Source organism: Streptomyces sp. NPDC033845 (genome assembly GCF_055576225.1).
The window spans coordinates 299,333-323,535 of record NZ_JBVIRI010000003.1; the positions used below are offsets into that span (position 1 = coordinate 299,333).

The 24,203-nt window shown below is 71.7% G+C and carries 24 protein-coding genes; 12 read left to right on the forward strand and 12 right to left on the reverse strand.

What is annotated here, in order from left to right:
* The first annotated feature begins 56 nt into the window (after positions 1-56).
* The gene (gene snpA, locus ACZ50K_RS08400) at positions 57-710 is read left to right on the forward strand and encodes a snapalysin (RefSeq protein WP_468899161.1); all 654 of its coding nucleotides are present in this window, start codon (positions 57-59) and stop codon (positions 708-710) included.
* Between the two features lie 62 nt (positions 711-772).
* Here snpA and ACZ50K_RS08405 read toward each other — a convergent pair whose 3' ends face one another.
* From ACZ50K_RS08405 to ACZ50K_RS08420, 4 genes are all read right to left on the reverse strand, one after another.
* Positions 773-1,354, reverse strand: coding sequence for a dihydrofolate reductase family protein (locus ACZ50K_RS08405; RefSeq protein ID WP_468899164.1), 582 nt, complete (start codon positions 1,352-1,354; stop codon positions 773-775).
* A 155-nt stretch (positions 1,355-1,509) separates the two neighbouring features.
* The gene (locus ACZ50K_RS08410; protein WP_468899166.1) at positions 1,510-2,103 is read right to left on the reverse strand and encodes a GNAT family N-acetyltransferase; all 594 of its coding nucleotides are present in this window, start codon (positions 2,101-2,103) and stop codon (positions 1,510-1,512) included.
* A 117-nt stretch (positions 2,104-2,220) separates the two neighbouring features.
* Positions 2,221-3,264 carry a family 2 encapsulin nanocompartment cargo protein polyprenyl transferase gene (locus ACZ50K_RS08415; protein ID WP_468899169.1) on the reverse strand — a complete coding sequence of 348 codons (1,044 nt, stop codon included), beginning with the start codon at positions 3,262-3,264 and terminating at the stop codon, positions 2,221-2,223.
* Between the two features lie 5 nt (positions 3,265-3,269).
* Positions 3,270-4,679 carry a family 2B encapsulin nanocompartment shell protein gene (locus tag ACZ50K_RS08420; RefSeq protein ID WP_468899172.1) on the reverse strand — a complete coding sequence of 470 codons (1,410 nt, stop codon included), beginning with the start codon at positions 4,677-4,679 and terminating at the stop codon, positions 3,270-3,272.
* Positions 4,680-4,894: 215 nt separating this feature from the next.
* On the opposite strand from ACZ50K_RS08420, the gene ACZ50K_RS08425 reads away from it, so the two are divergent.
* The 4 genes from ACZ50K_RS08425 (at position 4,895) to ACZ50K_RS08440 (ending at position 8,367) form a co-directional block, all read left to right on the forward strand.
* Complete coding sequence (locus tag ACZ50K_RS08425) at positions 4,895-5,344, forward strand: RrF2 family transcriptional regulator (protein ID WP_468899175.1); 450 nt, start codon at positions 4,895-4,897, stop codon at positions 5,342-5,344.
* 156 nt (positions 5,345-5,500) lie between these two features.
* Complete coding sequence (locus ACZ50K_RS08430) at positions 5,501-6,706, forward strand: globin domain-containing protein (protein WP_468899178.1); 1,206 nt, start codon at positions 5,501-5,503, stop codon at positions 6,704-6,706.
* Positions 6,707-6,817: 111 nt separating this feature from the next.
* Positions 6,818-7,408, forward strand: coding sequence for an N-acetylmuramoyl-L-alanine amidase (locus ACZ50K_RS08435; protein WP_468899179.1), 591 nt, complete (start codon positions 6,818-6,820; stop codon positions 7,406-7,408).
* Positions 7,405-8,367 carry a 1-aminocyclopropane-1-carboxylate deaminase/D-cysteine desulfhydrase gene (locus ACZ50K_RS08440; RefSeq protein ID WP_468899182.1) on the forward strand — a complete coding sequence of 321 codons (963 nt, stop codon included), beginning with the start codon at positions 7,405-7,407 and terminating at the stop codon, positions 8,365-8,367. The genes ACZ50K_RS08435 and ACZ50K_RS08440 overlap by 4 nt, the downstream gene beginning before the upstream one ends.
* Positions 8,368-8,451: 84 nt before the next feature.
* Here ACZ50K_RS08440 and ACZ50K_RS08445 read toward each other — a convergent pair whose 3' ends face one another.
* Complete coding sequence (locus tag ACZ50K_RS08445; RefSeq protein WP_468899184.1) at positions 8,452-10,050, reverse strand: Na+/H+ antiporter; 1,599 nt, start codon at positions 10,048-10,050, stop codon at positions 8,452-8,454.
* A 56-nt stretch (positions 10,051-10,106) separates the two neighbouring features.
* Between ACZ50K_RS08445 and ACZ50K_RS08450 the strand changes: the two genes are divergently transcribed.
* The 3 genes from ACZ50K_RS08450 (at position 10,107) to ACZ50K_RS08460 (ending at position 11,949) form a co-directional block, all read left to right on the forward strand.
* On the forward strand, positions 10,107-10,367 hold the full coding sequence (locus tag ACZ50K_RS08450; protein ID WP_468899187.1) for a UBP-type zinc finger domain-containing protein: 261 nt from the start codon (positions 10,107-10,109) through the stop codon (positions 10,365-10,367).
* Positions 10,368-10,594: 227 nt separating this feature from the next.
* Entirely contained in the window at positions 10,595-11,008 is a 414-nt protein-coding gene (locus ACZ50K_RS08455; protein WP_468899190.1) for an ATP-binding protein, read from the forward strand.
* A complete protein-coding gene (locus tag ACZ50K_RS08460) occupies positions 11,005-11,949 on the forward strand; it encodes an RNA polymerase sigma factor SigF (RefSeq protein WP_468899193.1) in 945 nt (314 codons plus the stop codon). The genes ACZ50K_RS08455 and ACZ50K_RS08460 overlap by 4 nt, the downstream gene beginning before the upstream one ends.
* Before the next feature lie 13 nt (positions 11,950-11,962).
* On the opposite strand, the gene ACZ50K_RS08465 is transcribed toward ACZ50K_RS08460, so the two are convergent.
* The gene (locus ACZ50K_RS08465) at positions 11,963-12,388 is read right to left on the reverse strand and encodes a hypothetical protein (RefSeq protein ID WP_468899196.1); all 426 of its coding nucleotides are present in this window, start codon (positions 12,386-12,388) and stop codon (positions 11,963-11,965) included.
* An 86-nt stretch (positions 12,389-12,474) separates the two neighbouring features.
* Between ACZ50K_RS08465 and ACZ50K_RS08470 the strand changes: the two genes are divergently transcribed.
* On the forward strand, positions 12,475-13,443 hold the full coding sequence (locus ACZ50K_RS08470; RefSeq protein ID WP_468899198.1) for a diacylglycerol/lipid kinase family protein: 969 nt from the start codon (positions 12,475-12,477) through the stop codon (positions 13,441-13,443).
* Between the two features lie 319 nt (positions 13,444-13,762).
* Complete coding sequence (locus tag ACZ50K_RS08475) at positions 13,763-14,020, forward strand: WhiB family transcriptional regulator (RefSeq protein ID WP_004937597.1); 258 nt, start codon at positions 13,763-13,765, stop codon at positions 14,018-14,020.
* Positions 14,021-14,167: 147 nt separating this feature from the next.
* Here ACZ50K_RS08475 and ACZ50K_RS08480 read toward each other — a convergent pair whose 3' ends face one another.
* Together ACZ50K_RS08480 and ACZ50K_RS08485 are read right to left on the reverse strand one after the other, a co-directional pair.
* Entirely contained in the window at positions 14,168-15,637 is a 1,470-nt protein-coding gene (locus ACZ50K_RS08480) for a sensor histidine kinase (RefSeq protein WP_468899886.1), read from the reverse strand.
* A gap of 372 nt (positions 15,638-16,009) precedes the next feature.
* Positions 16,010-17,065 (reverse strand): SIS domain-containing protein, encoded by a 1,056-nt coding sequence (locus ACZ50K_RS08485; protein ID WP_468899201.1) that lies wholly within the window; start codon positions 17,063-17,065, stop codon positions 16,010-16,012.
* A gap of 213 nt (positions 17,066-17,278) precedes the next feature.
* Here ACZ50K_RS08485 and nagB point away from each other — a divergent pair, with 213 nt between their 5' ends.
* Entirely contained in the window at positions 17,279-18,064 is a 786-nt protein-coding gene (nagB, locus tag ACZ50K_RS08490) for a glucosamine-6-phosphate deaminase (protein WP_468899204.1), read from the forward strand.
* A 139-nt stretch (positions 18,065-18,203) separates the two neighbouring features.
* Here the strand turns inward: nagB and ACZ50K_RS08495 are convergent, their stop codons facing one another.
* The 4 genes from ACZ50K_RS08495 to ACZ50K_RS08510 all read right to left on the reverse strand — a co-directional run bounded on the left by ACZ50K_RS08495 (position 18,204) and on the right by ACZ50K_RS08510 (position 22,995).
* Positions 18,204-19,697: a glycoside hydrolase family 3 protein gene (locus ACZ50K_RS08495; RefSeq protein WP_468899207.1), complete on the reverse strand. Its 1,494-nt coding sequence runs from the start codon at positions 19,695-19,697 to the stop codon at positions 18,204-18,206.
* Between the two features lie 5 nt (positions 19,698-19,702).
* Positions 19,703-20,557, reverse strand: coding sequence for a carbohydrate ABC transporter permease (locus ACZ50K_RS08500; RefSeq protein ID WP_468899210.1), 855 nt, complete (start codon positions 20,555-20,557; stop codon positions 19,703-19,705).
* Positions 20,554-21,579 carry a carbohydrate ABC transporter permease gene (locus ACZ50K_RS08505; protein ID WP_468899213.1) on the reverse strand — a complete coding sequence of 342 codons (1,026 nt, stop codon included), beginning with the start codon at positions 21,577-21,579 and terminating at the stop codon, positions 20,554-20,556. The genes ACZ50K_RS08500 and ACZ50K_RS08505 overlap by 4 nt, the downstream gene beginning before the upstream one ends.
* A 126-nt stretch (positions 21,580-21,705) precedes the next feature.
* Positions 21,706-22,995: an extracellular solute-binding protein gene (locus ACZ50K_RS08510; protein ID WP_468899216.1), complete on the reverse strand. Its 1,290-nt coding sequence runs from the start codon at positions 22,993-22,995 to the stop codon at positions 21,706-21,708.
* A gap of 292 nt (positions 22,996-23,287) precedes the next feature.
* Here ACZ50K_RS08510 and ACZ50K_RS08515 point away from each other — a divergent pair, with 292 nt between their 5' ends.
* Positions 23,288-24,052 carry a GntR family transcriptional regulator gene (locus tag ACZ50K_RS08515; RefSeq protein ID WP_468899889.1) on the forward strand — a complete coding sequence of 255 codons (765 nt, stop codon included), beginning with the start codon at positions 23,288-23,290 and terminating at the stop codon, positions 24,050-24,052.
* The last annotated feature ends 151 nt before the right edge of the window (positions 24,053-24,203 follow it).

Genomic DNA, 24,203 nt, shown 5'->3' on the forward strand with positions numbered 1-24,203 from the left:
GACTCCGGTACCGGAACGACCCACCCCCCGCACCGGATGAGGAGGAGCCCCCCACCATGCGCCTTACCCACAGCGCCCGCCGCTCCGTTCTGGCCACCACCCTCGGACTCGGACTGGCCGCCGCCCTCGGCGTCGCCGCCCCGGCCGCCGGCGCCGCCGCCGCGCCCACCGGGAGCACGTCGAGCTATGCCGCGTACGAACGCTCCCAGGAGAACGCGGCCGCGAACGCCGCCTTCTTCAAGGCCGTGCAGAAGTCGGTGGCCGAGCAGCGCAAGGCGAACCCCGGCGCCCTCGCGGTCACCGTCACCTACAACACCCGCAACGCGCCCAGCTTCCGCAGCCAGATAGCGGCCTCGACCCAGATCTGGAACAGCTCGGTGTCGAACGTCCGGCTCCAGGAGGTCTCCTCCGGCGGGAACTTCGCCTACTACGAGGGCAACGACTCCCGTGGCTCCTACGCGAGCACCGACGGGCACGGCCGGGGCTACATCTTCCTGGACTACCGGCAGAACCAGCAGTACAACTCCACCCGGGTGACCTCGCACGAGACCGGGCACGTGCTGGGCCTGCCGGACCGCTACTCGGGTCCGTGCAGCGAGCTGATGTCGGGCGGCGGCCCGGGCACCTCCTGCCAGAACGCCTACCCGAACGCGAACGAGCGGTCCCGGGTCAACCAGCTGTGGGCCAACGGGCTGGTCGCCGGCCGCTAGCGGCGCCGGACGGAGGAACGGCGGGTCGGCCCGGGGTCCGGGCCGGCCCGCCGTCGTCCGGTTCAGCGCTTGCGGAGGTAGGTGGACACCACCTGGCCGCCGCCGAAGGACGTGACCCCGACGAGCTCCAGCTCGCGGGCGCCGAACCCGGCCCGGGTCATCGGCATGCCGCTGCCGGCCACCACCGGGTAGGTCTTGACGATGAACTCGTCGATCTCCTCGATCAGCTGCCCGGCGAGGTCGGCGCCCCCGCACAGGTAGATGTCGAGCCCGTCCTCCGCCTTGAGCTCCCGCACCCGGGCGACCAGGTCCCCGGAGATCAGCTCCACCGCCGGGTCGGGCGAGACGGTCAGCGAGCGGCTGGCGACCAGCTGCCGGAGATGGGCGAACGGGCTGGTCACCCCCATCTTCAGGGCGAGGTCGTAGGAGGCCCGGCCCTGGACGATGGTGTCGAAGCGGCGGGCCGGGACGCCCTCCAGCCCGAGGTGCGCCCGGACCGGGGTGGGCAGCGCCTCCGGGTATTCGGCGGCAATCCAGGCGATGAACTCCGGGTCCACCAGCCGCTCGATGAACTCGGCCCGTCCGTCGGGCTCCCCGATGAACCCGTCGATGCTGGTGGCGATGTAGTACGTCAGCTTGCGCAAGCGGTCTCCCCGTCAGAGTGCAGCACTTCGAACCGAAGCACTGCACGCAAAGTACTACACGTGAAGTGGTTCGGGAAGGGCCCACCGGGGATCTCCCGTACCGGCCGCCGACCGGGCCGCCGGACCGGGCGTCCTACCGGCCCCCGACCTGCCGGTCAGCCGCGCGGCTTCCGCCACATCGGCCACATCAGCGGACCCTCCGGCAGCCGCACCGGCGGCCCGCTGAGCTCCCAGCCCAGCCGCTCGTAGAGCCGGATGCTGCGCTCGCTGCTCGCCTCCAGATAGGCCGGCACCCCGTCCCGGTCGCAGGCGGCCAGTACCGGGGCGATCAGCTCGGTACCCAGGCCCTCGCCCTGCCGGGCCGGGTCCACCGCGATCATCAGCAGGTACTCGTGCTCCTCGGCGGTGGGGTGCACCTCGCCGGTCAGCCGGCCGACCAGCTCGCACCGCTCGTTGTCCGGGTCCGCCGCCGCCCGCATCCGCGCCGGGACCTCGTCCTCGCCCTCCGGCTCGCCCGCCGGGATCCGCAGCCACAGGGCCGCGCAGGAGCCGTCGGCCGCGTAGTCGATCCGGCCCTCCTCCAGCGCCACGTCCACGAACACCCCGAGGAACCTGCCGTGCACCGCCGCCCGGTGCTCCGGGTCGGGGAACACCCAGCTGCTCACCGGGTCGTTCCGGAAGGTCAGGTCCAGCAGCTCCGCCACCGCGTCCCGGTCCGACAGTTCCGCCCGGCGTATGTCCAGCACCACTGGTCCCACCCTTCACTCACGTGTCAACAGCCGTAAGTGATCCTAGAGTTGGCCGGAACGCGCGAAAAGGCCTGTTCCGGCACCGTGGGGTGCCGGAACAGGCCTGATCGGCGGTCCCTAACGCGTCCGCCGGGTCACGAACTCCGCGAGGGCCAGCAGGCCGCCCGCCGCCGCGAGGTCCGGAACGGCCCGGGACAGCTGGTGCACCGCCCGGCCCATCCGGTCCGCGGCATGGGCCTGCGCCCAGTCCCGTCCTCCGGCCCGCTCCACCGCCTCGGCCGCGCGGTGCACGTCGTCCCCGGTCATGGGTCCGGCGTACAGCTCGGCCAGTTCCCGGCCCGCCTCGGTGCCCGAGGTGAGGGCGGCGACCACGGGCAGGGACTTCTTGCGGGCCAGCAGATCGGCCCCGGCGGGCTTGCCGGTGTGCTCCGGATCCCCCCAGATGCCGATCAGGTCGTCGATCAGCTGGAAGGCGAGCCCGGCCTCCCGGCCGAAGGCGTCCATCGCCTCGACCTCCTCCGGACCCGCCCCCGCGTACAGCGCGCCCAGCGAGCAGGAGCAGCCGAGCAGGGCACCGGTCTTGGCGGTCGCCATGGCCAGGCACTCGTCCAGGGAGACCCCGGTGCGCTGTTCGAAGGCGCAGTCCGCCTGCTGGCCGGCGCACAGTTCGATCACACAGGCCGAGAGCCGGGCAGCGGCCGGGGAGGAGGCCGGATGCGGGTCCTCGGCCAGCTGCCGCAGGGCGAGGGACATCATGGCGTCCCCGGTGATGATCGCGTCCGGGATCCCGAACACGGTCCAGGCGGTGGCTCTGCCGCGCCGGCGGACGTCCTCGTCGATCACGTCGTCGTGCAGCAGGGTGAAGTTGTGGGCCAGCTCCACCGCGACGGCGGCCCGCACCACCGCGTCCGTGACCGGCCCGCCCATGGCCTGGGCAGCGGCCAGCACCAGGGCGGGCCGGATGGCCTTCCCCGCGTGGCCCGAGGCCGGGGTGCCGTCCGCCTGTTCCCAGCCGAAGTGGTACATCGCCACCCGGCGCATGGGGCCGGGCAGTTGCTCCACCGCGCGGCGGAGCTCCGGGGTGACCGCCTCCCTCGTCTGTTCCAGCAGGGCGGCGGCCTCCTGGCCCTCGCCGGTCGCGGTCGCCGTGGTCGTGTTCATCCGGTTCAGCGCCAGCGCCCGATCTCGACGTTCTCCAGCACCCCGAGCGCGTCCGGCACCAGCACCGCGGCCGAGAAGTAGGCGGTGACCAGGTAGGAGATGATCGCCTGCTCGCTGATGCCCATGAAGCGGACCGACAGGCTCGGCTCGATCTCGTCCGGGATGCCGGGCTGGTGGAGGCCGATCACCCCCTGTTCGTCCTGGCCGGTGCGCATGCAGAGGATGGAGGTGGTGCGGGCGTCGCTGATCGGGATCTTGTTGGACGGGAAGATCGGGACCCCGCGCCAGGACGGCACCCGGCTGCCGCCGATCTCCACCGACTCCGGGTACAGCCCGCGCTTGTTGCACTCACGGCCGAAGGCGGCGATGGCCTTGGGGTGGGCGAGGAACAGCTTGGAGCCGCGCCGCATGCTGAGCAGCTGGTCCATGTCGTCCGGGGTGGGGGCCCCGTCGTGCGGCTGGATCCGCTGGTCGTAGTCGGCGTTGTGCAGCAGCCCGAACTCGCGGTTGTTGAGCATCTCGTGCTCCTGGCGCTCGCGCAGCGCCTCCACCGTGAGCCGCAGCTGCTGCTCGGTCTGGTTCATCGGCTGGTTGTAGAGGTCGGCGACCCGGGTGTGCACCCGGAGCACGGTCTGGGCGATGCTCAGTTCGTACTCGCGCGGCCGGGCGTCGTAGTCCACGAAGGTGCCGGGCAGCACGGCCTCGCCGACATGGCCGGCCGAGAGGTCGATCTCGGCCTCGCCGTACTTGTTGGTGCGCTGCTCGGGCAGGGTGCGGACGTGGTCCACATGGGCCCGGAGGGAGTCCACCCGGTCGGCGAGCAGCTGGAAGTCCTGGCGGGTGAGGACCAGGGCGGTGCCGGAGGTGGCGGCCCGGGCGGTGTACTCCCAGATGGCCTCCTCGTCGACCAGGCTGTCCTCGCCGAAGTAGGAGCCGTCGGCGACGGTGCGCAGCACGGCGTCGGAGCCGTAGGGGCCGGGGCCGATCTGCTCGACCCGGCCGTGGGCGACCAGGAAGACCTGGTCGGCACGGCTGCCGAAGGAGGTGAGCTCCTGGCCGGACTCGAAGTCGATCTGGCGGCAGCGCTGGGCCAGTTCGCCGAGCACCTCCAGGTCCTCGTAGTCGCGCAGCAGCGGCAGTTCACCGAGTTCGGCCGGGATGACCTGGACCTGGTCGCCGGTCTTGATGAACGTGACCCGGCCGTCGCCCACCGAGTAGCTGAGCCGGCGGTTGACCCGGTAGGTGCCGCCCTGCACCGACACCCACGGGAGCATCTTCAGCAGCCACCTGGAGGTGATCTCCTGCATCTGCGGCGCGGACTTGGTCGTGGTTGCCAAGTTCCGTGCGGCCGAGGTGCCGAGACTGCGCTGCGGCGAGGTCTGCGCCTCGGGTTCGGAACCTGCCTGGACCGACATGTGTCATTCCCCTTCGATCACTCCATGGATCTGCGAGCCGCAGCCTTGCAGGACTCCATGTGGTGGGACCATTACACAAAAGAGTGGGATTACTCCGTGTGGGTGTGGGCACTCTCTTCGGTCACCAGGACCCCGTGCGGCCCATCGGTTTCGGCCATCGGGGCACCCCGGCGGTTAACTTGCACACAAGATGCGTATTTACCTACCCTGATCCCATGCGGCTCACCCGATTCACGGACCTCGCCCTGCGCGTACTGATGCGCCTGGCCGTCGAGGAGACCGGCCACCCGACCACCCGGGAGGTGGCGGAGGCCATGCGGGTGCCGTACACGCACACCGCCAAGGTGGTCGCCCGACTTCAGCACCTGGGGCTGCTCGAGGCCCGTCGGGGCCGCGGCGGCGGGCTCGCGCTCACCGAAGCGGGCCGGGCCGCGCGGGTCGGCGGGGTGGTCCGCGAACTGGAGGGCACCGGCGACGTGGTGGACTGCGAGGGCACCACCCCCTGCCCGCTGAGCTCCGCCTGCTTGCTGCGCGGCGCGCTCCGGCGGGCCCAGGAGGCCTTCTACGCCGCACTGGACCCGGTCACCGTGAACGACCTGGTGGCGGCCCCGACGGGACCCCTGCTGCTGGGGATCTCGGGACGGGCCGAAAGCCCCGGCCGCTAGGGCCGGATGGCCGGTATTGCACGGCCGCCCGACCCTCCTAGGCTCACCACCGAGACCACTCGAACTGAATTCCGCACCCCCGGACCCGGGTCACCCGTACCGGACCGCACGCTTAAATACGCATCTCACACTCCCATTAGATCGCCGAGGATCCCGATGCTTTCCGAGAAGTCGACCGCGACCGTCCGAGCCACCCTGCCCGCCGTCGGCGCGGCCATCGGGGAGATCACCGAACTCTTCTACGAGAAGCTGTTCACCGCCCATCCGGAGCTGCTCCGCGACCTCTTCAACCGCGGCAACCAGGCGGCCGGACTCCAGAAGCAGGCCCTGGCCGGCTCCATCGCCGCCTTCGCCGGCCACCTCCTCGAACACCCCGGCACCCGCCCCGACGTGATGCTGGGGCGGATCGCCCACAAGCACGCCTCGCTCGGGGTCACCCGCGAGCAGTACCCGGTGGTGCACCGGCACCTGTTCGCCGCCATCGCCGAGGTCCTCGGCGAGGCCGTCACCCCCGAGGTCGCCGAGGCCTGGGACGAGGTCTACTGGCTGATGGCCAACGCCCTGATCGCCGTCGAGGAACGCCTCTACGCCGGGGCCCGGGTGGCGGCCGGGGACGTCTGGCGGGACTGGGAGGTGGCCGGGCGGATCGAGGAGACCGCCGATTGCGCCACCTTCCTGCTGGCCCCCGCCGACGGCGCCCCGGCCCCCGCCCACCTGCCCGGCCAGTACGTCTCCGTCCAGGTCGAACTGCCCGACGGCGCCCGGCAGATCCGCCAGTACAGCCTCTCCTCCGCCCCCGGCTCCACGCTCCGCTCCATCACCGTCAAGCGGGTCCACGGGCCGGCCGCCGGCGGCCCCGACGGGGAGGTGTCCAACCATCTGCACGCCCGGGTCCACCCCGGCCACCCCCTGCGGGTCTCCGCCCCGTACGGCGACCTGGTGCTGACCGCGACGGAACGCGACATTCCGCTGCTGCTGGCCTCCGCCGGGATCGGCTGCACCCCGATGCTGTCGATGCTGGCGCACCTGGCCGACACCGGCCACCGGGCCCCGGTCACCGTGGTGCACGCCGACCGCTCCCCCGCCGACCACCCGCTGCGCGCCGACCACCTGGCGCTGACCGGGAAGCTGCCGGAGGCCTCGGCGCACTTCTGGTACGAGGCGTCCGCCCGGCCGGGCGACCGCACCGGCCTGGTCGACCTGGACCCGCTCCCCGTGGCCCCGGGCACCCGCGCCTACCTCTGCGGACCGCTGCCGTTCATGCGCGCGGTCCGGGGCCAGCTGCTGGCCAAGGGGGTGCCGGCGGCGGACATCCACTACGAGGTCTTCGGCCCGGACCTGTGGCTGGCGAGCACGGAATGACCCCTGTGGTCACTGTCCGGAACCGTTCGCTCACCGTACGAACGCGCTAGCCGCGGAACGGCCGCCTCCGCTACACCCGACGAGTACGGGATCGCAAGGAAGGAGGCGGCCATGGCCGCACCCATGTCCGCGGAACGGTTCGTCCACGCACTACGGAACGAGGGGCTGACCATCGTCGAGGTCGGCGCCTGGCGCACGCACAACCGCAACCACAAGGGGCCCTGGGGCCCGGTCCACGGGGTGATGATCCACCACACCGCCTCCCGGGGCACGGCGGACACCGTGGCCTTCTGCCGCCACGGGGACGCGGACCTGCCCGGCCCGCTCTGCCACGCGGTGATCGCCAAGGACGGCCGGGTCCATCTGATCGGCCACGGCCGCGCCAACCACGCCGGGGCGGGCGACTCCGACGTACTGGCCGCGGTGATCGCCGAGAAGGCCCTCCCACCCGACAACCAGGCCGACACCGACGGCAACCGGCACTTCTACGGCTTCGAGTGCGTGAACCTGGGCGACGGCCTCGACCCCTGGCCCGCCGTCCAGCTCGACGCCATGGCCCGCGCCTCCGCCGCCGTCTGCCGGGCGCACGGCTGGACCGCCCGGTCCGTCATCGGCCACCGGGAATGGCGCCCCGGCAAGATCGACCCGAGAGGGTTCACCATGTCCTCCTTCCGCAACCGAGTGGCCGAACGCCTGAAGTGACGGCCCCGGGGGGCGAGGAGAATGACCCCGTGAACCAGCTCGCCCCCCTCGCCCCCAGGCCCCCCTCCCCGCTGGCCGAGGCCGAAGACGACCGCTTCCGCGCGCACGGCGTACGGCTGCTGCTCAAACGGGACGACCTGGTGCACCCGGAGCTCCCCGGGAACAAGTGGCGGAAGCTGGCGCCCAATCTGCGGGCCGCCGTGGCGGGCGGCCATCCCGCCCTGCTGACCTTCGGCGGGGCCTACTCCAACCATCTGCGGGCCACCGCGGCGGCCGGCCGGCTGCTCGGGCTGCCCACCGTGGGCGTGGTCCGGGGCGAGGAGCTCGCCGGCCGCCCGCTCAACCCCTCGCTGGCCCGGTGCGCGGCGGACGGGATGCGGCTGCACTTCGTGTCCCGGTCCCGGTATCGGGAGAAGGACGACCCCGCGCTGCCCGCCGAGGCCGGGGCGGCCGGCGCGTACGTGATCCCCGAGGGCGGCAGCAACCCGCTCGCCGTGGCCGGCTGCGCCGGACTCGGCCGCGAACTCGCCGCCCAGCTCGCCGCCCGGCCGGACCGCGGCGCGGACCCGGACGGCCGCCCTGCGGACGTGGCCGCGGTGGCCTGCGGAACCGGCGGCACCCTGGCCGGACTGGCCGCCGGACTCGGCCCCGGCCGGCGGGCGCTGGGCGTGCCGGTGCTCCGGGGGGAGTTCCTGGGCGCGGAGATACGTTCCCTCCAGACGGCCGCGTACGGCGGGCCGCGCGGCGACTGGTGGCTCGCCGAGGGCTTCCACCACGGCGGCTACGCCCGCGTCCCGGCGGAACTGGAGGCCTTCGCCGCCGACTTCGAGCGGCGGCACGGGCTGCCGGTGGAGCGGATCTACGTGGCCAAGCTGCTGTGGGCGCTGCTGCGGCTGACCGAGGACGGCGCCTTCCCCCCGGGCACCACCCTGACCGCCGTGGTCACCGGGTCGCCCTGACCGGCCGGTCCGGTTCGGCGCCGGTCCGGTTCGGCGCGGGCCGGTCCAGATCGGTGCGGGCCGGTCCAGGTCGGCGCCGGCCGGTCAGGGCGCCTCCTCGCGGTAGGCGGCCGCCTCCTCCAGATCCAGCCGGCGGAGCAGGGCGCGGAGCATCTCGTCGTCGATCCGGCGGCGGTCCCTGAGTTCCACGAAGACCTCCCGCTCCGCCTCGATCATCTCCCGGGACAACCGGCGGTAGACCTCGTCCGCCGACTCCCCGGTCACCGGGTTGGTCTCCCCCAGCCGCTCCCACACCGCGTTCCGCCGGCGTTCCAGCACCGTCCGCAGCCGGTCCGTCAGCGGCTGGGGCAGCTGGTTGGCGGGGTCCTCCAGGAGTTCCGCGAGCCGGTCCTCGGCCACCCGGGAGGCCTCGCTCTGCGCCTGGGCCTCGGCCAGCGTCTCGGCCTGGACGTTCTTCGGCGGCAGCCGCAGCAGCCGGATCAGCGGCGGGAGCGTCAGACCCTGGACCACCAGGGTGCCGATCACGGTGGTGAAGGTGAGGAAGAGGATCAGGTTGCGGTAGGGGAAGGGCTCCCCGTCGTCCAGGGTCAGCGGGACGGAGAAGGCGATGGCCAGCGAGACCACCCCGCGCATCCCCGCCCAGCCCACGATCACCGGGGACTTCCAGCTGGTGTCCGCCTCCCGTTCCCGGATCCGGGCGGACAGCGCCCGGGGCAGGAAGGTGGCCGGGAACACCCAGACGAACCGGGCCACCACCACCGCCAGGAACACCGCCAGCGCGTACCAGGCCAGGTCGACGCCCCGGTACTCGCCGAGGTCGTCCAGGACCACCGGCAGCTGGAGGCCGATCAGCGCGAAGACCACCGACTCCAGGACGAAGGCGACCATCTTCCACACCGCCTCCTCCTGGAGCCGGGTGGCGAAGTCCACCTGCCAGGAGCGGTGCCCCAGGTAGAGGGCGACCACCACCACCGCCAGCACCCCGGAGGCGTGCACCCGTTCGGCCGCCGCGTAGGCCACGAAGGGGATCAGCAGCGAGAGGGTGTTCTGCAGCAGCGGCTCCCGGAGCCGGGTGCGGAGCTGGTGGAGCGGCACCATCAGCAGCAGGCCCACCCCGACCCCGCCGACCGAGGCCAGCAGGAACTCGGTGATCCCGCCGGCCCAGCCGGCCCCCTCGCCGACCACCGCTGCCAGCGCCACCTTGAAGGCGGTGATGGCGGTGGCGTCGTTGACCAGGGACTCCCCCTGGAGGATGGTCGTGGTCCGGGAGGGCAGCCCGAGCCTGCGGGCGATCGCGGTGGCGGCCACCGCGTCCGGCGGGGCGATCACCGCGCCGAGCACCAGCGCCGCCGTCAGCGGCAGCCCCGGCACCACCAGATAGGCCAGGTAGCCCACCGCCAGGGTCGCGAACAGCACGTACCCGACCGACAGCAGCGCGATCGGCCGCGCGTTGGCCCGCAGGTCCAGGTAGGAGCTGTCCACCGCCGCCGTGTACAGCAGCGGGGGCAGCAGCAGCGGCAGCACGATGTGCGGATCGAGGACGTACGACGGCACGCCCGGGAGATAGGCGGCGATCAGACCGGCCGCCACCAGCAGCAGCGGGGCCGGGACCGGGGTCCGGCGGGCCAGTCCCGCCACGGCGGCGCTGCCCGCCACCAGTGCCACCAGCGGAAGTACCTCCATGGAAGATCCGCTCTCCGTTCCTCGATCCGGGCGCCCGCCTGCGTAACCTGGCCATCATGAGCGAGTGCCCGCATCTTCTCGAACTGCCGCGCCCCGAGCCCGCCCCCCTTGCCCCGACCTGCCGGGAATGCGAGGCGGACGGCAGCCATCCGGTGCAGCTGCGGATCTGCCTGTGGTGCGGTTACGTGGGCTGCTGCGACTCCTCGCCGCACCGCCACGCCACCGCGCATTTCCGCGAAACCGGACATCCGGTGATGCGGAGCTTCGAGCCCGGCGAGACCTGGCGGTGGTGTTTCACCGATGCCTCGATCGTCTGAGGTTCGATCGTCCGCGGCGGGGTAGGTCAACCCTCCGCCGGTCCCCCCGATTTGAACCCGCAACCCCCTACCCACTGTGCGTGCCGCAGGGCTTACCATCAGTCACTGGCCTGCTGTCCCCGGACCGCGGGCCCGGGGGCGGGTGTCACCGGGGGTGCCGCGACACGATCGCCGGGATCGCGGTAGCGTCACCGGCGAACACAGCTCGTACCACCTTGGAGGTGAGGGTGTCCCAGATCGCAGGCGAGCCCGGGACCCAGGACTTCGTGGAAGTCCGGCTGCCGGCCGCGGGTGCCTATCTGTCGGTGCTGCGAACGGCCACGGCCGGTCTCGCGGCACGTTTGGACTTCACCCTCGACGAGATCGAGGACCTCCGCATCGCGGTGGACGAGGCCTGCGCGATCCTGCTCCAGCAGGCCGTGCCCGGCTCCGTCCTCAGCTGCGTGTTCCGGTTGGTCGAGGACTCGCTGGAGGTGACCGTGTCGGCCCCGACGACCGACGGGCGGGCCCCCGAGCGCGACACGTTCGCCTGGACCGTCCTGTCGGCGCTGGCCGGCAAGGTCGAGTCCACGGTGGAGGAGGACCGCACGGTCAGCATCAGTCTCTACAAACAGCGCGGCGCGGGACCAGGCGCGGCGTGAGCGGCGGGGACACCCCGGTGCGGGAGACGTCCGGCATCCCGGAGCAGCACGCCCGGCCCCATCCGGTACCGGCGCCGGACGGGCCGCCGGCGGGCAGACCTGCGGCAGACGGCTTTTTGGACTCGGCGGAGCGACGGGCGGGCCCTGTGAGCGAGAACCAGCACGAACGGCAAGAACAGCACGACCCGCGCGACCGCAGCGGGGCGCGGGCCCTGTTCCTCCAGCTGCGGGAGCTGCCGGAGGGCTCGCCGCAGCGGGCCGAGCTCCGCAACCGGCTGGTGCGGATGCACCTGCCGCTGGTGGAGCACCTCGCGCGGCGGTTCCGCAACCGCGGCGAACCGTTGGACGACCTGACACAGGTCGCCACCATCGGCCTGATCAAGTCCGTGGACCGGTTCGACCCGGACCGCGGGGTCGAGTTCTCCACCTACGCGACCCCCACGGTGGTCGGCGAGATCAAACGCCACTTCCGGGACAAGGGCTGGGCGGTCCGGGTGCCCCGGCGGCTCCAGGAGCTCCGGCTGGCGCTGACCACCGCCACCGCCGAGCTGTCGCAGCAGCACGGCCGCTCCCCCACGGTGCACGAGCTCGCCGAGCGGCTCGGGATCTCCGAGGAGGAGGTCCTGGAGGGGCTGGAGTCGGCCAACGCCTACAGCACCCTGTCGCTGGACGTCCCGGACACCGACGACGAGTCGCCGGCGGTGGCGGACACCCTGGGCTCCGAGGACGAGGCGCTGGAGGGGGTCGAGTACCGGGAGTCCCTCAAGCCGCTGCTGGAGGGGCTGCCGCCCCGGGAGAAGCGGATCCTGCTGCTGCGGTTCTTCGGGAACATGACCCAGTCGCAGATCGCCCAGGAGGTGGGCATCTCCCAGATGCACGTCTCCCGGCTGCTGGCCCGCACCCTGGCCCAGCTCCGCGAGAAGCTGCTGGTCGAGGAGTAGGAACGGGCACCCCTCAGGGGGTGTCCCGGCCCGTGATGCCCAGGGCCTCGGTGGCCGTCGGGTTCACCAGCAGTCCGATCACGGCCACGGCGGCCAGTGCGAGGGCCACGGCGGCGGCCGTCATCGCGCCGCCCGAGGTCCACAGGGTCCAGGCCACCGGCATGGCCATGATCTGGGTGATCAGTGCCGGGCCGCGGCTCCAGCGCCGGCCCAGCCGCAGGCCCCGGGCCGCGATCAGCGGCAGGGCGGCCAGCGCGAGCAGGGTGATGCCCCCGGTCTCCGCCTGCTGCGGGGAGTCGGGGTCGCCGGCCACGCCGACGAAGAGCAGGTAGACGCCGAGCCCGGCGAGCGCCAGGCCCTCCAGGGCGGTGAGCGCCGCGGCGGCGGTCAGCCGGCCGGGGAGGTCGGACACGGGCGCGGGGGTCTGCTTCGTACTCACCCGAGCAGGGTAGCCGCGCGGGGCCCGGCGGCGTCGGGGGGCGGCCGGTATGGGTGTCCCGCGAACGGGTGGGTACTCTGACGCTCATGCGTGCACTCCTCGTGGCCAACCCAGCAGCGACGACCACCAGTGCGCGTACCCGCGACGTCCTGATCCACGCGCTGGCCTCCGAGATGAAACTGGAGGCGGTGACCACCGAGTACCGGGGCCACGCCCGCGACCTGGGCCGCCGGGCGGCCGAGAGCGAGGACATCGACCTGGTCGTGGCGCTCGGCGGGGACGGCACCGTCAACGAGGTGGTCAACGGACTGCTCCACGCGGGGCCCGATCCGGACCGGCTGCCCCGGCTGGCCGTGGTGCCGGGCGGTTCCACCAATGTGTTCGCCCGGGCGCTGGGCCTGCCGAACGACGCGGTCGAGGCGACCGGCGCACTGCTGGACGCGCTGCGGGAGCGGCGCGAGCGGACGGTGGGGCTGGGGCTGGCGGCCGGCCCGGCGGGCTCGGAGGACGAATCCGTTCCGGAGCGCTGGTTCACCTTCTGCGCCGGATTCGGTTTCGACGCGGGTGTCGTGGGACGAGTGGAGCAGCAGCGGGAACGGGGCAAGCGTTCGACGCACGCCCTCTATGTTCGACAGCTGCTCCGGCAGTTCCTGGAGGAGCCGAACCGTCGGCACGGCACGGTCACCCTGGAGCGGCCCGGGGCCGACCCCGTCCACGATCTGGTGCTGTCGATAGTCTGCAACACCTCCCCGTGGACATATCTGGGCAACCGCCCCCTCTACGCCTCCCCGGAGGCCTCCTTCGACACCGCGCTTGACGTGCTGGCGCTCAACCGTTTGTCAACTCCGGCGGTGGCCCGGTACGCGACACAGCTCCTGACCTCGACTCCTGAGCGGGGTCCGCGCGGCAAGCACGCGACGTCTCTGCACGATCTGACCGACTTCACCTTGCATTCGAAGGTGCCGCTTCCGTTCCAGATGGACGGCGATCACCTCGGGCTGCGTACCAGCGTTCGGTTCACAGGCGTTCGCCGTGCACTGCGTGTGATTGTGTGAGTAGAAGAGCCTAAAGTCCTTTCAGTCGAACGTTTTGACGCTGGTCCACCCCTAAGAAGTACGGCTGTGACCTAGTCGACACCGACGAATCAAAAAAAACTTTCCGGAAGGGGTTGTATCCCCGTCCGAGGTTTGCGAATCTCTACATGGCGATCGGGACAGCCCGCAGCACCCGGCACCCACGAAGACCGCCAGAACCCCTCCACGAATCACGGACCGCCCCGGGTAACTGGGCGTTGGCCCTTCCCTCACGGGGGGATTCGTGAAAGCGTTCACATTCACAAGCAACCTGCCCGCAATACAAGGAGATGGAGCAGCCATGGACTGGCGTCACAACGCCGTTTGCCGCGAGGAAGACCCCGAGCTCTTCTTCCCCATCGGCAACACCGGTCCTGCGCTGCTGCAGATCGAGGAAGCCAAGGCCGTCTGCCGCCGTTGCCCCGTCATGGAGCAGTGCCTGCAGTGGGCGCTTGAGTCCGGCCAGGACTCCGGCGTCTGGGGCGGCCTCAGCGAGGACGAGCGCCGCGCGATGAAGCGCCGCGCCGCTCGCAATCGGGCGCGCAACGCCACCGCCTGACATCGACTTTCGAGCCTCGAGCCGCAGCGCGTAGTACCCGCATCAGCGCTCAGCAACGTGCTCTTGAGCCCCGGACCGATCACCCTTCGGTCCGGGGCTCAGTGCTGTGCCCGGCGCCGGCCGCGCGCGGCCGGTCACCGTACGTGACTACTTCTGCGGGCTGGCCGGTATGTCGAGGACGACCTTGGTGCCCCGGGGCTCGCCCCGCAGCATGTCGAAACTGCCGCCGAGTTCCCCCTCCACCAGGGTGCGGACGATCTGCAGTCCGAGGTTGCCGGCCCGCTGCGGATCGAACCCCTCGGGCAGTCCGCGGCCGTCGTCCTGCACCGTGATCAGCAGCCGGGAGTCGTCGCGGCCGGTCCCGGAGCGGAGCGCCGACACCTCCACGGTGCCCCGCTCCCCCTGGGCGAAGGCGTGTTCCAGGGCGTTCTGAAGGATCTCGGTGAGCACCATCGAGAGCGGGGTGGCCACTTCGGCGTCCAGGATCCCGAACCGTCCGGTCCGGCGGCAGTCCACCCGGCCCGGGGAGATCTCGGAGACCATCGCGATCACCCGGTCGGCGATCTCGTCGAACTCCACCCGCTCGTCGAGGTTCTGCGAGAGGGTCTCGTGCACGATCGCAATCGAACCCACCCTGCGGACCGCCTCGTTGAGGGCCTCCCGGCCCTGGTCGGAGTCCATCCGGCGGGACTGGAGCCGCAGGAGGGCGGCCACCGTCTGCAGATTGTTCTTCACCCGGTGGTGGATCTCCCGGATGGTCGCGTCCTTGGTGATCAATTCGCGTTCGCGACGCCGCAGTTCGGTGACATCGCGGCAGAGCACCAGGGAGCCGATCCGGGTGCCCTTGGGCTTCAGCGGGATGGCCCGCAACTGGATGACCCCGCCGCTGCCCTCCACCTCGGTCTCCCTGGGCGCCCAGCCGCTGGCCAGTTTGACCAGGGCCTCGTCCACCGGGCCCCGGGACGGGGCGAGTTCGGCGGTGGTGGTGCCCAGGTGATGGCCCACCAGGTCGGAGGCCAGGCCGAGCCGGTGGTAGGCGGACAGCGCGTTCGGGGAGGCGTAGGTGACCACCCCTTCGGCGTCCAGCCGCATCAGCCCGTCGCCGACCCGGGGGGAGGCGTCCATGTCCACCTGCTGCCCGGGGAACGGGAAGGAGCCGGCGGCGATCATCTGGGCCAGGTCGGAGGCCGACTGGAGGTAGGTCAGCTCCAGCCGGCTCGGTGTACGCACAGTGAGCAGGTTGGTGTTCCGGGCGATCACCCCGAGGACCCGGCCCTCCCGGCGGACCGGGATGGACTCCACCCGGACCGGGACCTCCTCGCGCCACTCCGGGTCGCCCTCCCGGACGATCCGCCCCTCGTCCAGGGCGGCGTCCAGCAGCGGACGGCGGCCGCGCGGCACCAGATGGCCGACCATGTCGTCCTGGTAGGAGGTGGGCCCGGTGTTCGGCCGCATCTGGGCCACCGAGACGTACCGGGTGCCGTCCAGGGTGGGCACCCACAGGACGAGGTCGGCGAAGGAGAGGTCGGAGAGCAGCTGCCACTCCGAGACCAGCAGGTGGAGCCACTCCAGGTCAGTCTCACTGAGAGCGGTGTGCTGGCGTACGAGGTCGTTCATGGAGGGCACGTGTGCGAGCGTACCCCGGGTTGCGGGGGTGACTTTCCGCATGGCTTTCCCTCAGGAATACCCAGGAGTACCCCGGGCCGCGTACTGTTGGAGGAATCCACGGGACGAGAACATGTCCCCTCGGTGGATGGACAGAACAGATTGGTCTAGTCCACAATTGAAGTGAAGCTTCCGTCCTCCCCGCACAGGAGGGCGGATCGAGGAAGCCGCGCGTTCTGCCCTGACCGCGCCGGCACCTCCCGCCGGCCGCCGGGACCGCACACCCGTCGGCCGAAACAACTCCGGGCTACGGTGCCGGACGGGCTGAGGGTCCCGTCCCGGCACCGTGGCCCAGAGGCGTTTTCGGGGCCCTTCGGCCCTCGCTCAGTGCGTCTCGGTGATCTTGGCGAGGGCGCGGGGGGTGTCCGGGTCCTGGCCGCGGGCGACGGCCACCTCGTACGCCAGGAGCTGGAGCGGGAGGATCTCCAGCAGGGGCTGGAGATCCTCCGGGACCCCGTCGGCGGGCAGGGCGAAACCGGTGGTGGCGGCCTCCACCCGGGCCTTGGGGCCGATCACGCAGAGGTCGGCGCCGCGGCCGCGCAGCCGGTCCAGGACCGGCTGGAGGGCCTCGCCGCCCCGGCCCTCGGTGACCACGGCGATCACCGGGAAGATGTTGTCGACCACGGCGAGCGGGCCGTGCAGCAGGTCCGCGCCGGAGTAGGCGAGCGCGGCGACGTAGGCGGTCTCCATCAGCTTCAGCGCGGCCTCCTGGGCGGTCGGGTAGCCGAAGCCGCGGGAGGTGACCACCATCCGCTGGGCGAAGCGGTAGCGGGCGGCGAGCTCCCGGACCTCGGACCGCCGGTCCAGCACCGCCTCGGCCAGCCCGGGGAGCCCCCGGGCCGCCAGGGTGCCGTCGGCCCCGCGCAGGGCCTCGGTGAACAGCCGCAGGGTGAGCAGGGAGGCCGTGTAGGTCTTGGTGGCGGGCAGCGCCCGCTCGGGCCCGGCCAGGATGTCCAGATGGTGTTCGGCCACCGCCGCCAGGCCCGAGTCGGGGTTGTTGGTGACGGCCAGGGTGATCGCGCCGGCGGTCCGGGCGGCCAGGGTGGAGGCGATCAGGTCCGGGGAGCCGCCGGACTGGCTGACCGTGACGACCAGGACGTCCTCCAGCCGGGGCCGGGCCCCGTAGGCGGTGATGGTGGACATGGAGGTCAGTCCGCAGGGCATGCCGTGGCCGACTTCGAGCAGGTACTTGGCGTAGAGCGCGGCGTGGTCGCTGCTGCCCCGGGCGGAGAGCAGGACGAACCTCGGTGCCCGGGCGGCGATGGCCCGGGCGGTCTCGGCGGCGGCCTCGGCGCCCTCGTCGAGCACCCGGCGCCAGACGGCGGGCTGCTGGGCGATCTCCGCGGCCATGATGCTGCCGGGCCGTTCCAGTCCGGGCATGTCGGGCACCTCCGGCGGGACGTGGATCCCGGGTACCAGTCTGGCTCCGCCGGGCCCGCGGGGCGACCGCGCGGCCGGGAGGCCGGGAGGCCGGGAGGGCCGATCGGGATCACCATGGGAGTGGCCGGGAGACCGCCGGGGCGGGCCCGGCTCTGCTAGATTGGTCTATACCACAACAGCGGTTCCACCCCTCTCCAGATCGGCAGGCCCAGCGTGGAAGTTGTCATCGTCCCGGACGCCAAGGCAGGCGGCGAGCTCATCGCGGAGGCCATGGCAGCCCTGGTCCGCCGCAAGCCCGACGCCCTCCTCGGCGTGGCGACCGGCTCCACCCCGCTGCCGATCTACCAGGCCCTGGCCGCCAAGGTCGGGCGCGGCGAGGTCGACGCCTCCCGGGCCCGGATCTGCCAGCTCGACGAGTACGTGGGCCTGCCGGCCGGCCACCCCGAGTCCTACCGCGCGGTGGTGCTGCGCGAGGTCGTGGAGCCCCTCGGCCTGTCCGAGGAGTCCTTCATGGGCCCGGACGGCTCCGCCGAGGACATCGTGGCCGCCTGCGAGGCCTACGACGCGGCGCTGGCCTCGGCCGGCGGGGTGGACCTCCAGCTGCTGGGCATCGGCACCGACGGACACATCGGCTTCAACGAGCCCTGCTCCTCGCTGGCCTCCCGCACCCGCATCAAGACGCTGACGGAGCAGACCCGCGTGGACAACGCGCGCTTCTTCGACAACGACATAGAGCAGGTCCCGCACCACGTCATCACCCAGGGCATCGGCACCATCCTGGACGCCCGCCACCTGGTCCTGCTGGCCACCGGCGAGGGCAAGGCCGAAGCGGTCGCGCAGACCGTCGAGGGCCCGCTCTCCGCGCTGGTCCCGGCCTCGGCCCTGCAGCTGCACCGGCACGCCACGGTGGTCGTGGACGAGGCCGCGGCCTCCAAGCTGAAGCTGGCCGAGTACTTCCGCCACACCTTCGCGAACAAGCCGGCCTGGCAGGGTCTGTAGGCACCGGCGGCGCCACCCGTGCGGAAAGGGCCGGGTCCCCCTCGGGGGGCCCGGCCCTTTCCGTGCCCCGCCCGGACGGCCCCGCGCCCCCGGACCGACCGTTCTCCGGTCCGGGGGCGCGGTGCTGGGTGGGCGGGGATCACACCCCTGCGATGATCTCCGCCGCCGCGCGGCCGCAGACGCGCGAGGCGCCGTGCGTCGCGATGTACAGGGCCCCGCGCGGCTCGGCGCGCGGCAGGCCCATCTCGACCACCACCGTGTCGGGCCGGGCCTGGACCAGCGCGTCCACGGCGGCCGACATCCACGGGTGCCGGTGCGCGTCGCGGACCACGGCCACGATGGTGCGCTCTCCGGCGGCGGCCAGCACCTCGGCCGCGGTGGAGCCCTCGGTGTAGCCGGCCGCGGCGGTGTCCGGGAGCAGGGCGGCCAGTTCGGCCGCCACCCCCCAGGGGGTCTCGTCGCCGACCGCGAAGTTCGCGACGGGGGCGAGGGTGGCCACGTAGGGGCGGGCCACCGGGCCGGGGGTGCCGGTGGCGTGGACGGCGCGGCGGGCGGCCGCGAGTCCGATCCCGGGGTTCCCCTCCTCGGCCCCGGCCGGGCGGGCCTTGCGGGTCCACTCGGCCAGCGCCCGGACCCGGGCGGCGGCGTCGGCGAGCCGCTCCTCGGGGAGGCTGCCCTCGCGGACCGCGGCGACCAGCGCGTCCCGCAGCCGGAGCACGGTGCCCTCGTCGGCCAGTCCGCCGCCCACGCAGATCGCGTCGGCGCCGGCCGCGATGGCGAGCACCGAGCCGCGCTCGATCCCGTACGTCCCGGCGATGGCCTGCATCTCCATGCCGTCGGTGACGATCAGGCCCTCGTAGCCCAGCTCGCCGCGGAGCAGTCCGGTGAGGATCTGCGGGCTGAGCGTGGCCGGCCGGGTCGGGTCCAGGGACGGGACGAGGATGTGCGCGCTCATCACGGCCTTGGTGCCGGCCGCGATGGCCGCGCGGAACGGGATGAGCTCGCGGGCCTGGAGCGTGTCGAGGTCCGCGTCGATCCGGGGCAGCGCGTGGTGGGAGTCCACGTTGGTATCGCCGTGGCCCGGGAAGTGCTTGGTGCAGGCGGCCACTCCGGCGGCCTGGAGCCCCTCCACGTAGGCGGCGGTGTGCCGGGCGGCCAGCCGGGTGTCGGCGCCGAAGGACCGTACGCCGATGACCGGGTTGTCCGGGTTGGAGTTGACGTCGGCGGAGGGCGCCCAGTTGAGGTTGACCCCGCATTCGGCGAGCCTGCGGCCCAGCTCGCGGGCCACGTCCCGGGTCAGGTCGGTGTCGTCCACGGCGCCGAGCGCCAGGTTGCCGGGGAAGGAGGAGCCCTCCCGGACCTCCAGCCGGGTGACGTCCCCGCCCTCCTCGTCGATGGCGACCAGGATGTCGTCCCGTTCGGCCCGCAGCTGCGCGGTGAGCGCGGCCAGCTGGCCGGGGTCGGCGATGTTGCGGCCGAACAGGCCGACGGAGGCGAGGCCCTCGGAGACCCTGCGGAGCACCCAGTCCGGGGCGGTGGTGCCCTCGAACCCGGGCTGGAGGACCGCGAGCGCGTCCTGGGCCAGGGCGTCGTCCGGGCCGGAGCCGGTCGTCCGGTGCGCAAGGACAGTCATGGCCGTTATCCCTTCACGGCGCCGGAGGTCATGCCGCCGACGGCCTTGCGCTGGAGGAAGAAGAAGACGAGCAGCACCGGCAGGGCGAAGAGCGTGGAGGCGGCCATGGTGGCGCCCCAGTCGTTGCCGAAGGCGGTCTGGAACTGGGTCAGCCAGAGCGGCAGGGTCTGCGCCGTCTTGTCCTTGTTGAGGATCAGGACCATGGCGAACTCGTTCCAGGCGGTGATGAAGCCGAAGAGCGAGGTGGACATCAGACCGGGGGCGAGCAGCGGGAAGATCACCTTGCGGAAGGCCTGGCCGCGGGTGCAGCCGTCGATCTGGGCGGCCTCCTCCAGGGTCACCGGGACGGCGGCGATGAAGCCGCGCAGGGTCCAGATGGTGAAGGGCAGGACCATCACGAAGTAGATGGCGGTGAGCAGCGGGAGGCTGTTCAGCACGTCCGAGTCGCGGGCGATCATGTACATCGCGATGACCATGACCTCCCAGGGGGCCATCTGCGCCATCATCACCGCGAGCACCAGGCCCTTGCGGCCCTTGAACTTCATCCGGGCGATCGCGAAGCTCGCGGCGAGCGCGACGAGCAGGGCGAGCAGCACGGCGACCACGGTGACGAGGAGGCTGTTGCGGACGTAGGTCCAGAACAGGTCGACGCCGGTGGCCGTGCCGAAGTTCTCGAAGGTGGGGGTGAAGACGAAGACCGGGTCCTTGGACAGGATCTGGCTCGACGGCTTCAGCGAGGAGGAGAACATCCAGTACACCGGGAAGACGAACACCACGGCGAGGACGAGGGCCCCGAGGTTCTTCGCGACGGTGGCGGGACGCAGCGGCTTGCGCTTGCGAAGGATCTGCTGCTGGCTCACTGCTCATCCTCCTGCTTCAGGATCAGGCGGAAGTAGAAGGACATGACGACCACCAGCATCAGGATGGTCAGGATCGAGATGGCGGCGGCCATGCCGTAGTGGGCCTGGCCCTGGCCCTCGATGAAGGCGAAGACGGGGAGGGTCTCGGAGCCGCGGTCGGGGCCGCCGGCGCGCATCGCGTAGACCTGGGTGAAGGCCTTGAAGACCCAGATCACCTCAAGGAAGGTGGTGACCATGAAGAAGGACCGCAGGTTGGGGAAGACGACCTTCCAGAAGGTCTGCCAGCCGTTGGCGCCGTCCATCCGGGCCGCCTCGTACAGCTCCGCGCCCACCGTGGTGAGGCCGGCGTACATGTTGAGGGCGACGAAGGGGATGGAGCCCCAGACCACCAGGATGGTGATGATCACCAGGGTGGAGAAGCCGGTCTCGAACCAGTTGTGCTGTTCGTAGCCGGAGAAGCCGAGGGTGCGCATCAGCCAGTTGATGATGCCGAACTGCTCGTCGAACAGCCACTGGAAGACGGTGACGGAGGCGACGATGGGCATGGCCCAGGCCATCACCAGGGCCAGTGAGAGGACCAGTCGCATCCACTTGCCGAGGCGGTTGAGCAGGATGCCGATCAGGCTGCCGAGCACCATGATCAGGGCGACGTTCGCGGCGGTGAAGCCGAAGCTGCGGACCACCACGGTCCAGAACTGCGAGTCCCCGAGCAGTTCGGTGTAGTTGTCCAGGCCGGCGAACGGGGACTTGCGCTGGATGAACTCGACCCGGTTGATGTCCTGGAAGGACAGCACCAGGTTCTTGCCCAGCGGGTAGAGCAGCAGTCCCACCAGGCTGAGCACCGCGGGCGCGATCAGCGCGTACGGCAGCCAGCCCGAGGGCAGCGATGTTCTGCCCCCGCGAGGAGACTTCTGGACAGGGCGCCCGGAGGGGGGCGGCGGAGTCGTCGGCCTGCCGGCGGACTTCTGTGGTGCGTCATCCTCTGGAGCGCTGGTCGCCGCTCCCTGGGAGTCCACGGTCATGTCTGGTTTCCTCGCGGTTGACTGTGGCGTCAATGCGCGACCGGGGGTGCGGCGAGCGCGTGGGCGCGCTCCTGCCGCACCCCCGGTGCGTTGCTGCTGCGGTACTACGGGACCCGCTGCCGGGTGTTACTTGTTGATGCGGTCCGTGATTTCCTTGTCGGCCGCCTCGCCCGCCTTCGCGGCGTCCTCACCCTTCAGGACCTTGGTCATGAAGCCCTTGATCGGGTTCGGCTCGGTCTCGACGTTCGCCCAGCCCGCGGTGATCGGGGTGATGTTGCCGGAGACCGCGGCCTGCGCCATGGCCTCGGCGAAGGTGCCGGCCGGGGCGGCGAAGTTCGCGGCGGCCTGGTTCGGCAGCAGCGCGCCCTTGACCTCGGCGGCGTACTTGGTCATCTGGTCCTTGCCGGCGGCGAGGGCCAGCCACTCCTTGGCGAGGTCCTTGTTCTTGGAGCGCTCGGCGATGGCCAGGTTGGAGCCGCCGAGGAACACGGAGCCCGGCTTGTCGGCCGTCTTGCCCGGGATCGGGAAGAAGCCGAAGTCGGCCTCCTTGCCCGCCTTCTTCAGGGCGTCGGCGGCACCGCCGGCCTCCCAGCCGAGACCGATCCAGGACGAGACGCCGCCCTTGGGGACGATGTCGGTGGACTGCTGCGGGGTGGCCTCGTCCTTGTCCTTCGGCGCGGTGGAGAAGGACTGGAGCTTCTTGTAGAACTCCATGGCGCTGGCGGCCTGGGGGGTGCCGAGGGCGCCCTTCCACTTGTCGCCGTCCTTGACGGCCAGGTCGCCGCCCTCGTCCCAGATGAAGCCGGCGAGGACGTACCAGCTCTGGCCCGGGAGGTAGATGGCCTGGGACTTGGGGTCGGCCTTCTTCAGCTTCTCCAGGCCGGCCACCCACTCGTCGCGGGTCTTGGGCGGGGTCACGCCGGCCTTGGCGTAGGCCTTCTTGTCGTAGACCACGACGCGGTTGGCGGCGTACCAGGGGGCGGAGTAGAGCTTGCCGTCGACCTCGGCCGAGGCGAGCATGCCCTTGGCCCAGGCGTCGCCGCCGAGCTTGGCCTTGTCACCGGTGAGGTCGGCGAGACCACCGGTGGCCGCGTAACCGACGGCCTGGGTGTTGCCGAGCTCCAGGACGTCCGGCGGGGAGTTCTCGGAGAGGGCGGCGGTGACCTTCTCCTGGATGCCGTTCCACTGCTGGGTCTCGACCTTGACCTTGGTGCCCGGGTGCTTGGCCTCGAACTCCTTGTTCACGGCGGCCAGCCACGCCTCGGGGGCGGAACCGTCCATCACCCAGACGGTGATCTCCTTGTTGCCACCACCCGCGTCGGCCGTCTTGCCCTTGTCGTCCCCGCTGTCTCCGCAGGCCGCCAGACCGATAACCATGCCTGCGACACCGACCGCCGCGATGAGCTTGCGCTTCACGCCACCCTCCTCAGGGATGCTGCATTGCACTTCCCTTGCCCGCCGCGAGGACATACGCCAAGTAGTGCCTGTGGGGCTGGGATCTGGTCAATGATTGGTTTAGACCAGTACCCGGAGCTTGGCCTAGACCTTTAGGGGTGTCAAGGGTCTAATGAACGGGTGCTCGGTCCGTTATCGGACCGACACCTGAGGGAGGGGCGAGGTCCGCCCTCCGGCACGTGTCACGATGTGACCGCACATATCGGAGGAGCCGGTGACGGCAACGAAACTGGAGTCGGGAAGGCGGGCGGCGATGGCCACCGAAGGGGCGCTCACGGAGCCGGACAGCGGGGCAGTCACTCGCACCGCGCGCGTGCCCAAGTACTACCGACTCAAGCGCCACTTGCTCGAAATGACCGAAACCCTGCCCCCCGGCACCCCGGTGCCGCCGGAGCGGACGCTGGCGGCGGAGTTCGACACCTCCCGGACCACCGTCCGGCAGGCGCTCCAGGAGCTCGTGGTCGAGGGCCGGCTGGAGCGGATCCAGGGCAAGGGCACCTTCGTCGCGAAGCCGAAGGTCTCCCAGGCCCTGCAACTCACCTCCTACACGGAGGACATGCGCGCCCAGGGGCTGGAGCCGACCTCGCAGCTGCTGGACATCGGCTATGTGACCGCCGACGACACCCTGGCGGGACTGCTCAAGATCACCACGGGCGGCCGGGTGCTCCGGATCGAACGGCTCCGGCTGGCCAGCGGCGAGCCGATGGCGATCGAGACCACCCACCTCTCGGCGAAGCGCTTCCCGGCACTGCGCCGTTCGCTGGTCAAGTACACCTCCCTCTACACCGCGCTGGCCGAGGTGTACGACGTGCACCTGGCCGAGGCGGAGGAGACCATCGAGACCTCCCTGGCCACCCCCCGGGAGGCCGGACTGCTCGGCACCGACGTCGGCCTGCCGATGCTGATGCTCTCCCGGCACTCCTACGACGGCGACGGCGAACCCGTGGAGTGGGTGCGGTCGGTGTACCGCGGCGACCGCTACAAGTTCGTCGCCCGCCTCAAGCGGCCGGCCGTCTAGGGCCGCCAGGGCGGTCCGGGACCGGGCCGGGCCGGCCGGCCCGGGCGCCGGAACACGACACCCTCGTACCGGATTCCGGACGGGGTCTTACATCGACCGGGGCGTCCCCCGTAGATTCCTGCGCTCACGCAGATGATCGACGAGGGGACGA

Excerpts from the sequence above, each read along its gene's own strand:
- snpA (WP_468899161.1), top strand. The coding sequence starts at position 57 with ATGCGCCTTACCCACAGCGCCCGCCGCTCCGTTCTGGCCACCACCCTC.
- ACZ50K_RS08415 (WP_468899169.1), bottom strand. The coding sequence starts at position 3,264 with ATGAACACGACCACGGCGACCGCGACCGGCGAGGGCCAGGAGGCCGCC.
- ACZ50K_RS08420 (WP_468899172.1), bottom strand. The coding sequence starts at position 4,679 with ATGTCGGTCCAGGCAGGTTCCGAACCCGAGGCGCAGACCTCGCCGCAG.
- ACZ50K_RS08425 (WP_468899175.1), top strand. The coding sequence starts at position 4,895 with ATGCGGCTCACCCGATTCACGGACCTCGCCCTGCGCGTACTGATGCGC.
- ACZ50K_RS08430 (WP_468899178.1), top strand. The coding sequence starts at position 5,501 with ATGCTTTCCGAGAAGTCGACCGCGACCGTCCGAGCCACCCTGCCCGCC.
- ACZ50K_RS08435 (WP_468899179.1), top strand. The coding sequence starts at position 6,818 with ATGGCCGCACCCATGTCCGCGGAACGGTTCGTCCACGCACTACGGAAC.
- ACZ50K_RS08445 (WP_468899184.1), bottom strand. The coding sequence starts at position 10,050 with ATGGAGGTACTTCCGCTGGTGGCACTGGTGGCGGGCAGCGCCGCCGTG.
- ACZ50K_RS08450 (WP_468899187.1), top strand. The coding sequence starts at position 10,107 with ATGAGCGAGTGCCCGCATCTTCTCGAACTGCCGCGCCCCGAGCCCGCC.
- ACZ50K_RS08470 (WP_468899198.1), top strand. The coding sequence starts at position 12,475 with ATGCGTGCACTCCTCGTGGCCAACCCAGCAGCGACGACCACCAGTGCG.
- ACZ50K_RS08475 (WP_004937597.1), top strand. The coding sequence starts at position 13,763 with ATGGACTGGCGTCACAACGCCGTTTGCCGCGAGGAAGACCCCGAGCTC.
- ACZ50K_RS08480 (WP_468899886.1), bottom strand. The coding sequence starts at position 15,637 with ATGAACGACCTCGTACGCCAGCACACCGCTCTCAGTGAGACTGACCTG.
- ACZ50K_RS08485 (WP_468899201.1), bottom strand. The coding sequence starts at position 17,065 with ATGCCCGGACTGGAACGGCCCGGCAGCATCATGGCCGCGGAGATCGCC.
- ACZ50K_RS08495 (WP_468899207.1), bottom strand. The coding sequence starts at position 19,697 with ATGACTGTCCTTGCGCACCGGACGACCGGCTCCGGCCCGGACGACGCC.
- ACZ50K_RS08505 (WP_468899213.1), bottom strand. The coding sequence starts at position 21,579 with ATGACCGTGGACTCCCAGGGAGCGGCGACCAGCGCTCCAGAGGATGAC.
- ACZ50K_RS08515 (WP_468899889.1), top strand. The coding sequence starts at position 23,288 with ATGGCCACCGAAGGGGCGCTCACGGAGCCGGACAGCGGGGCAGTCACT.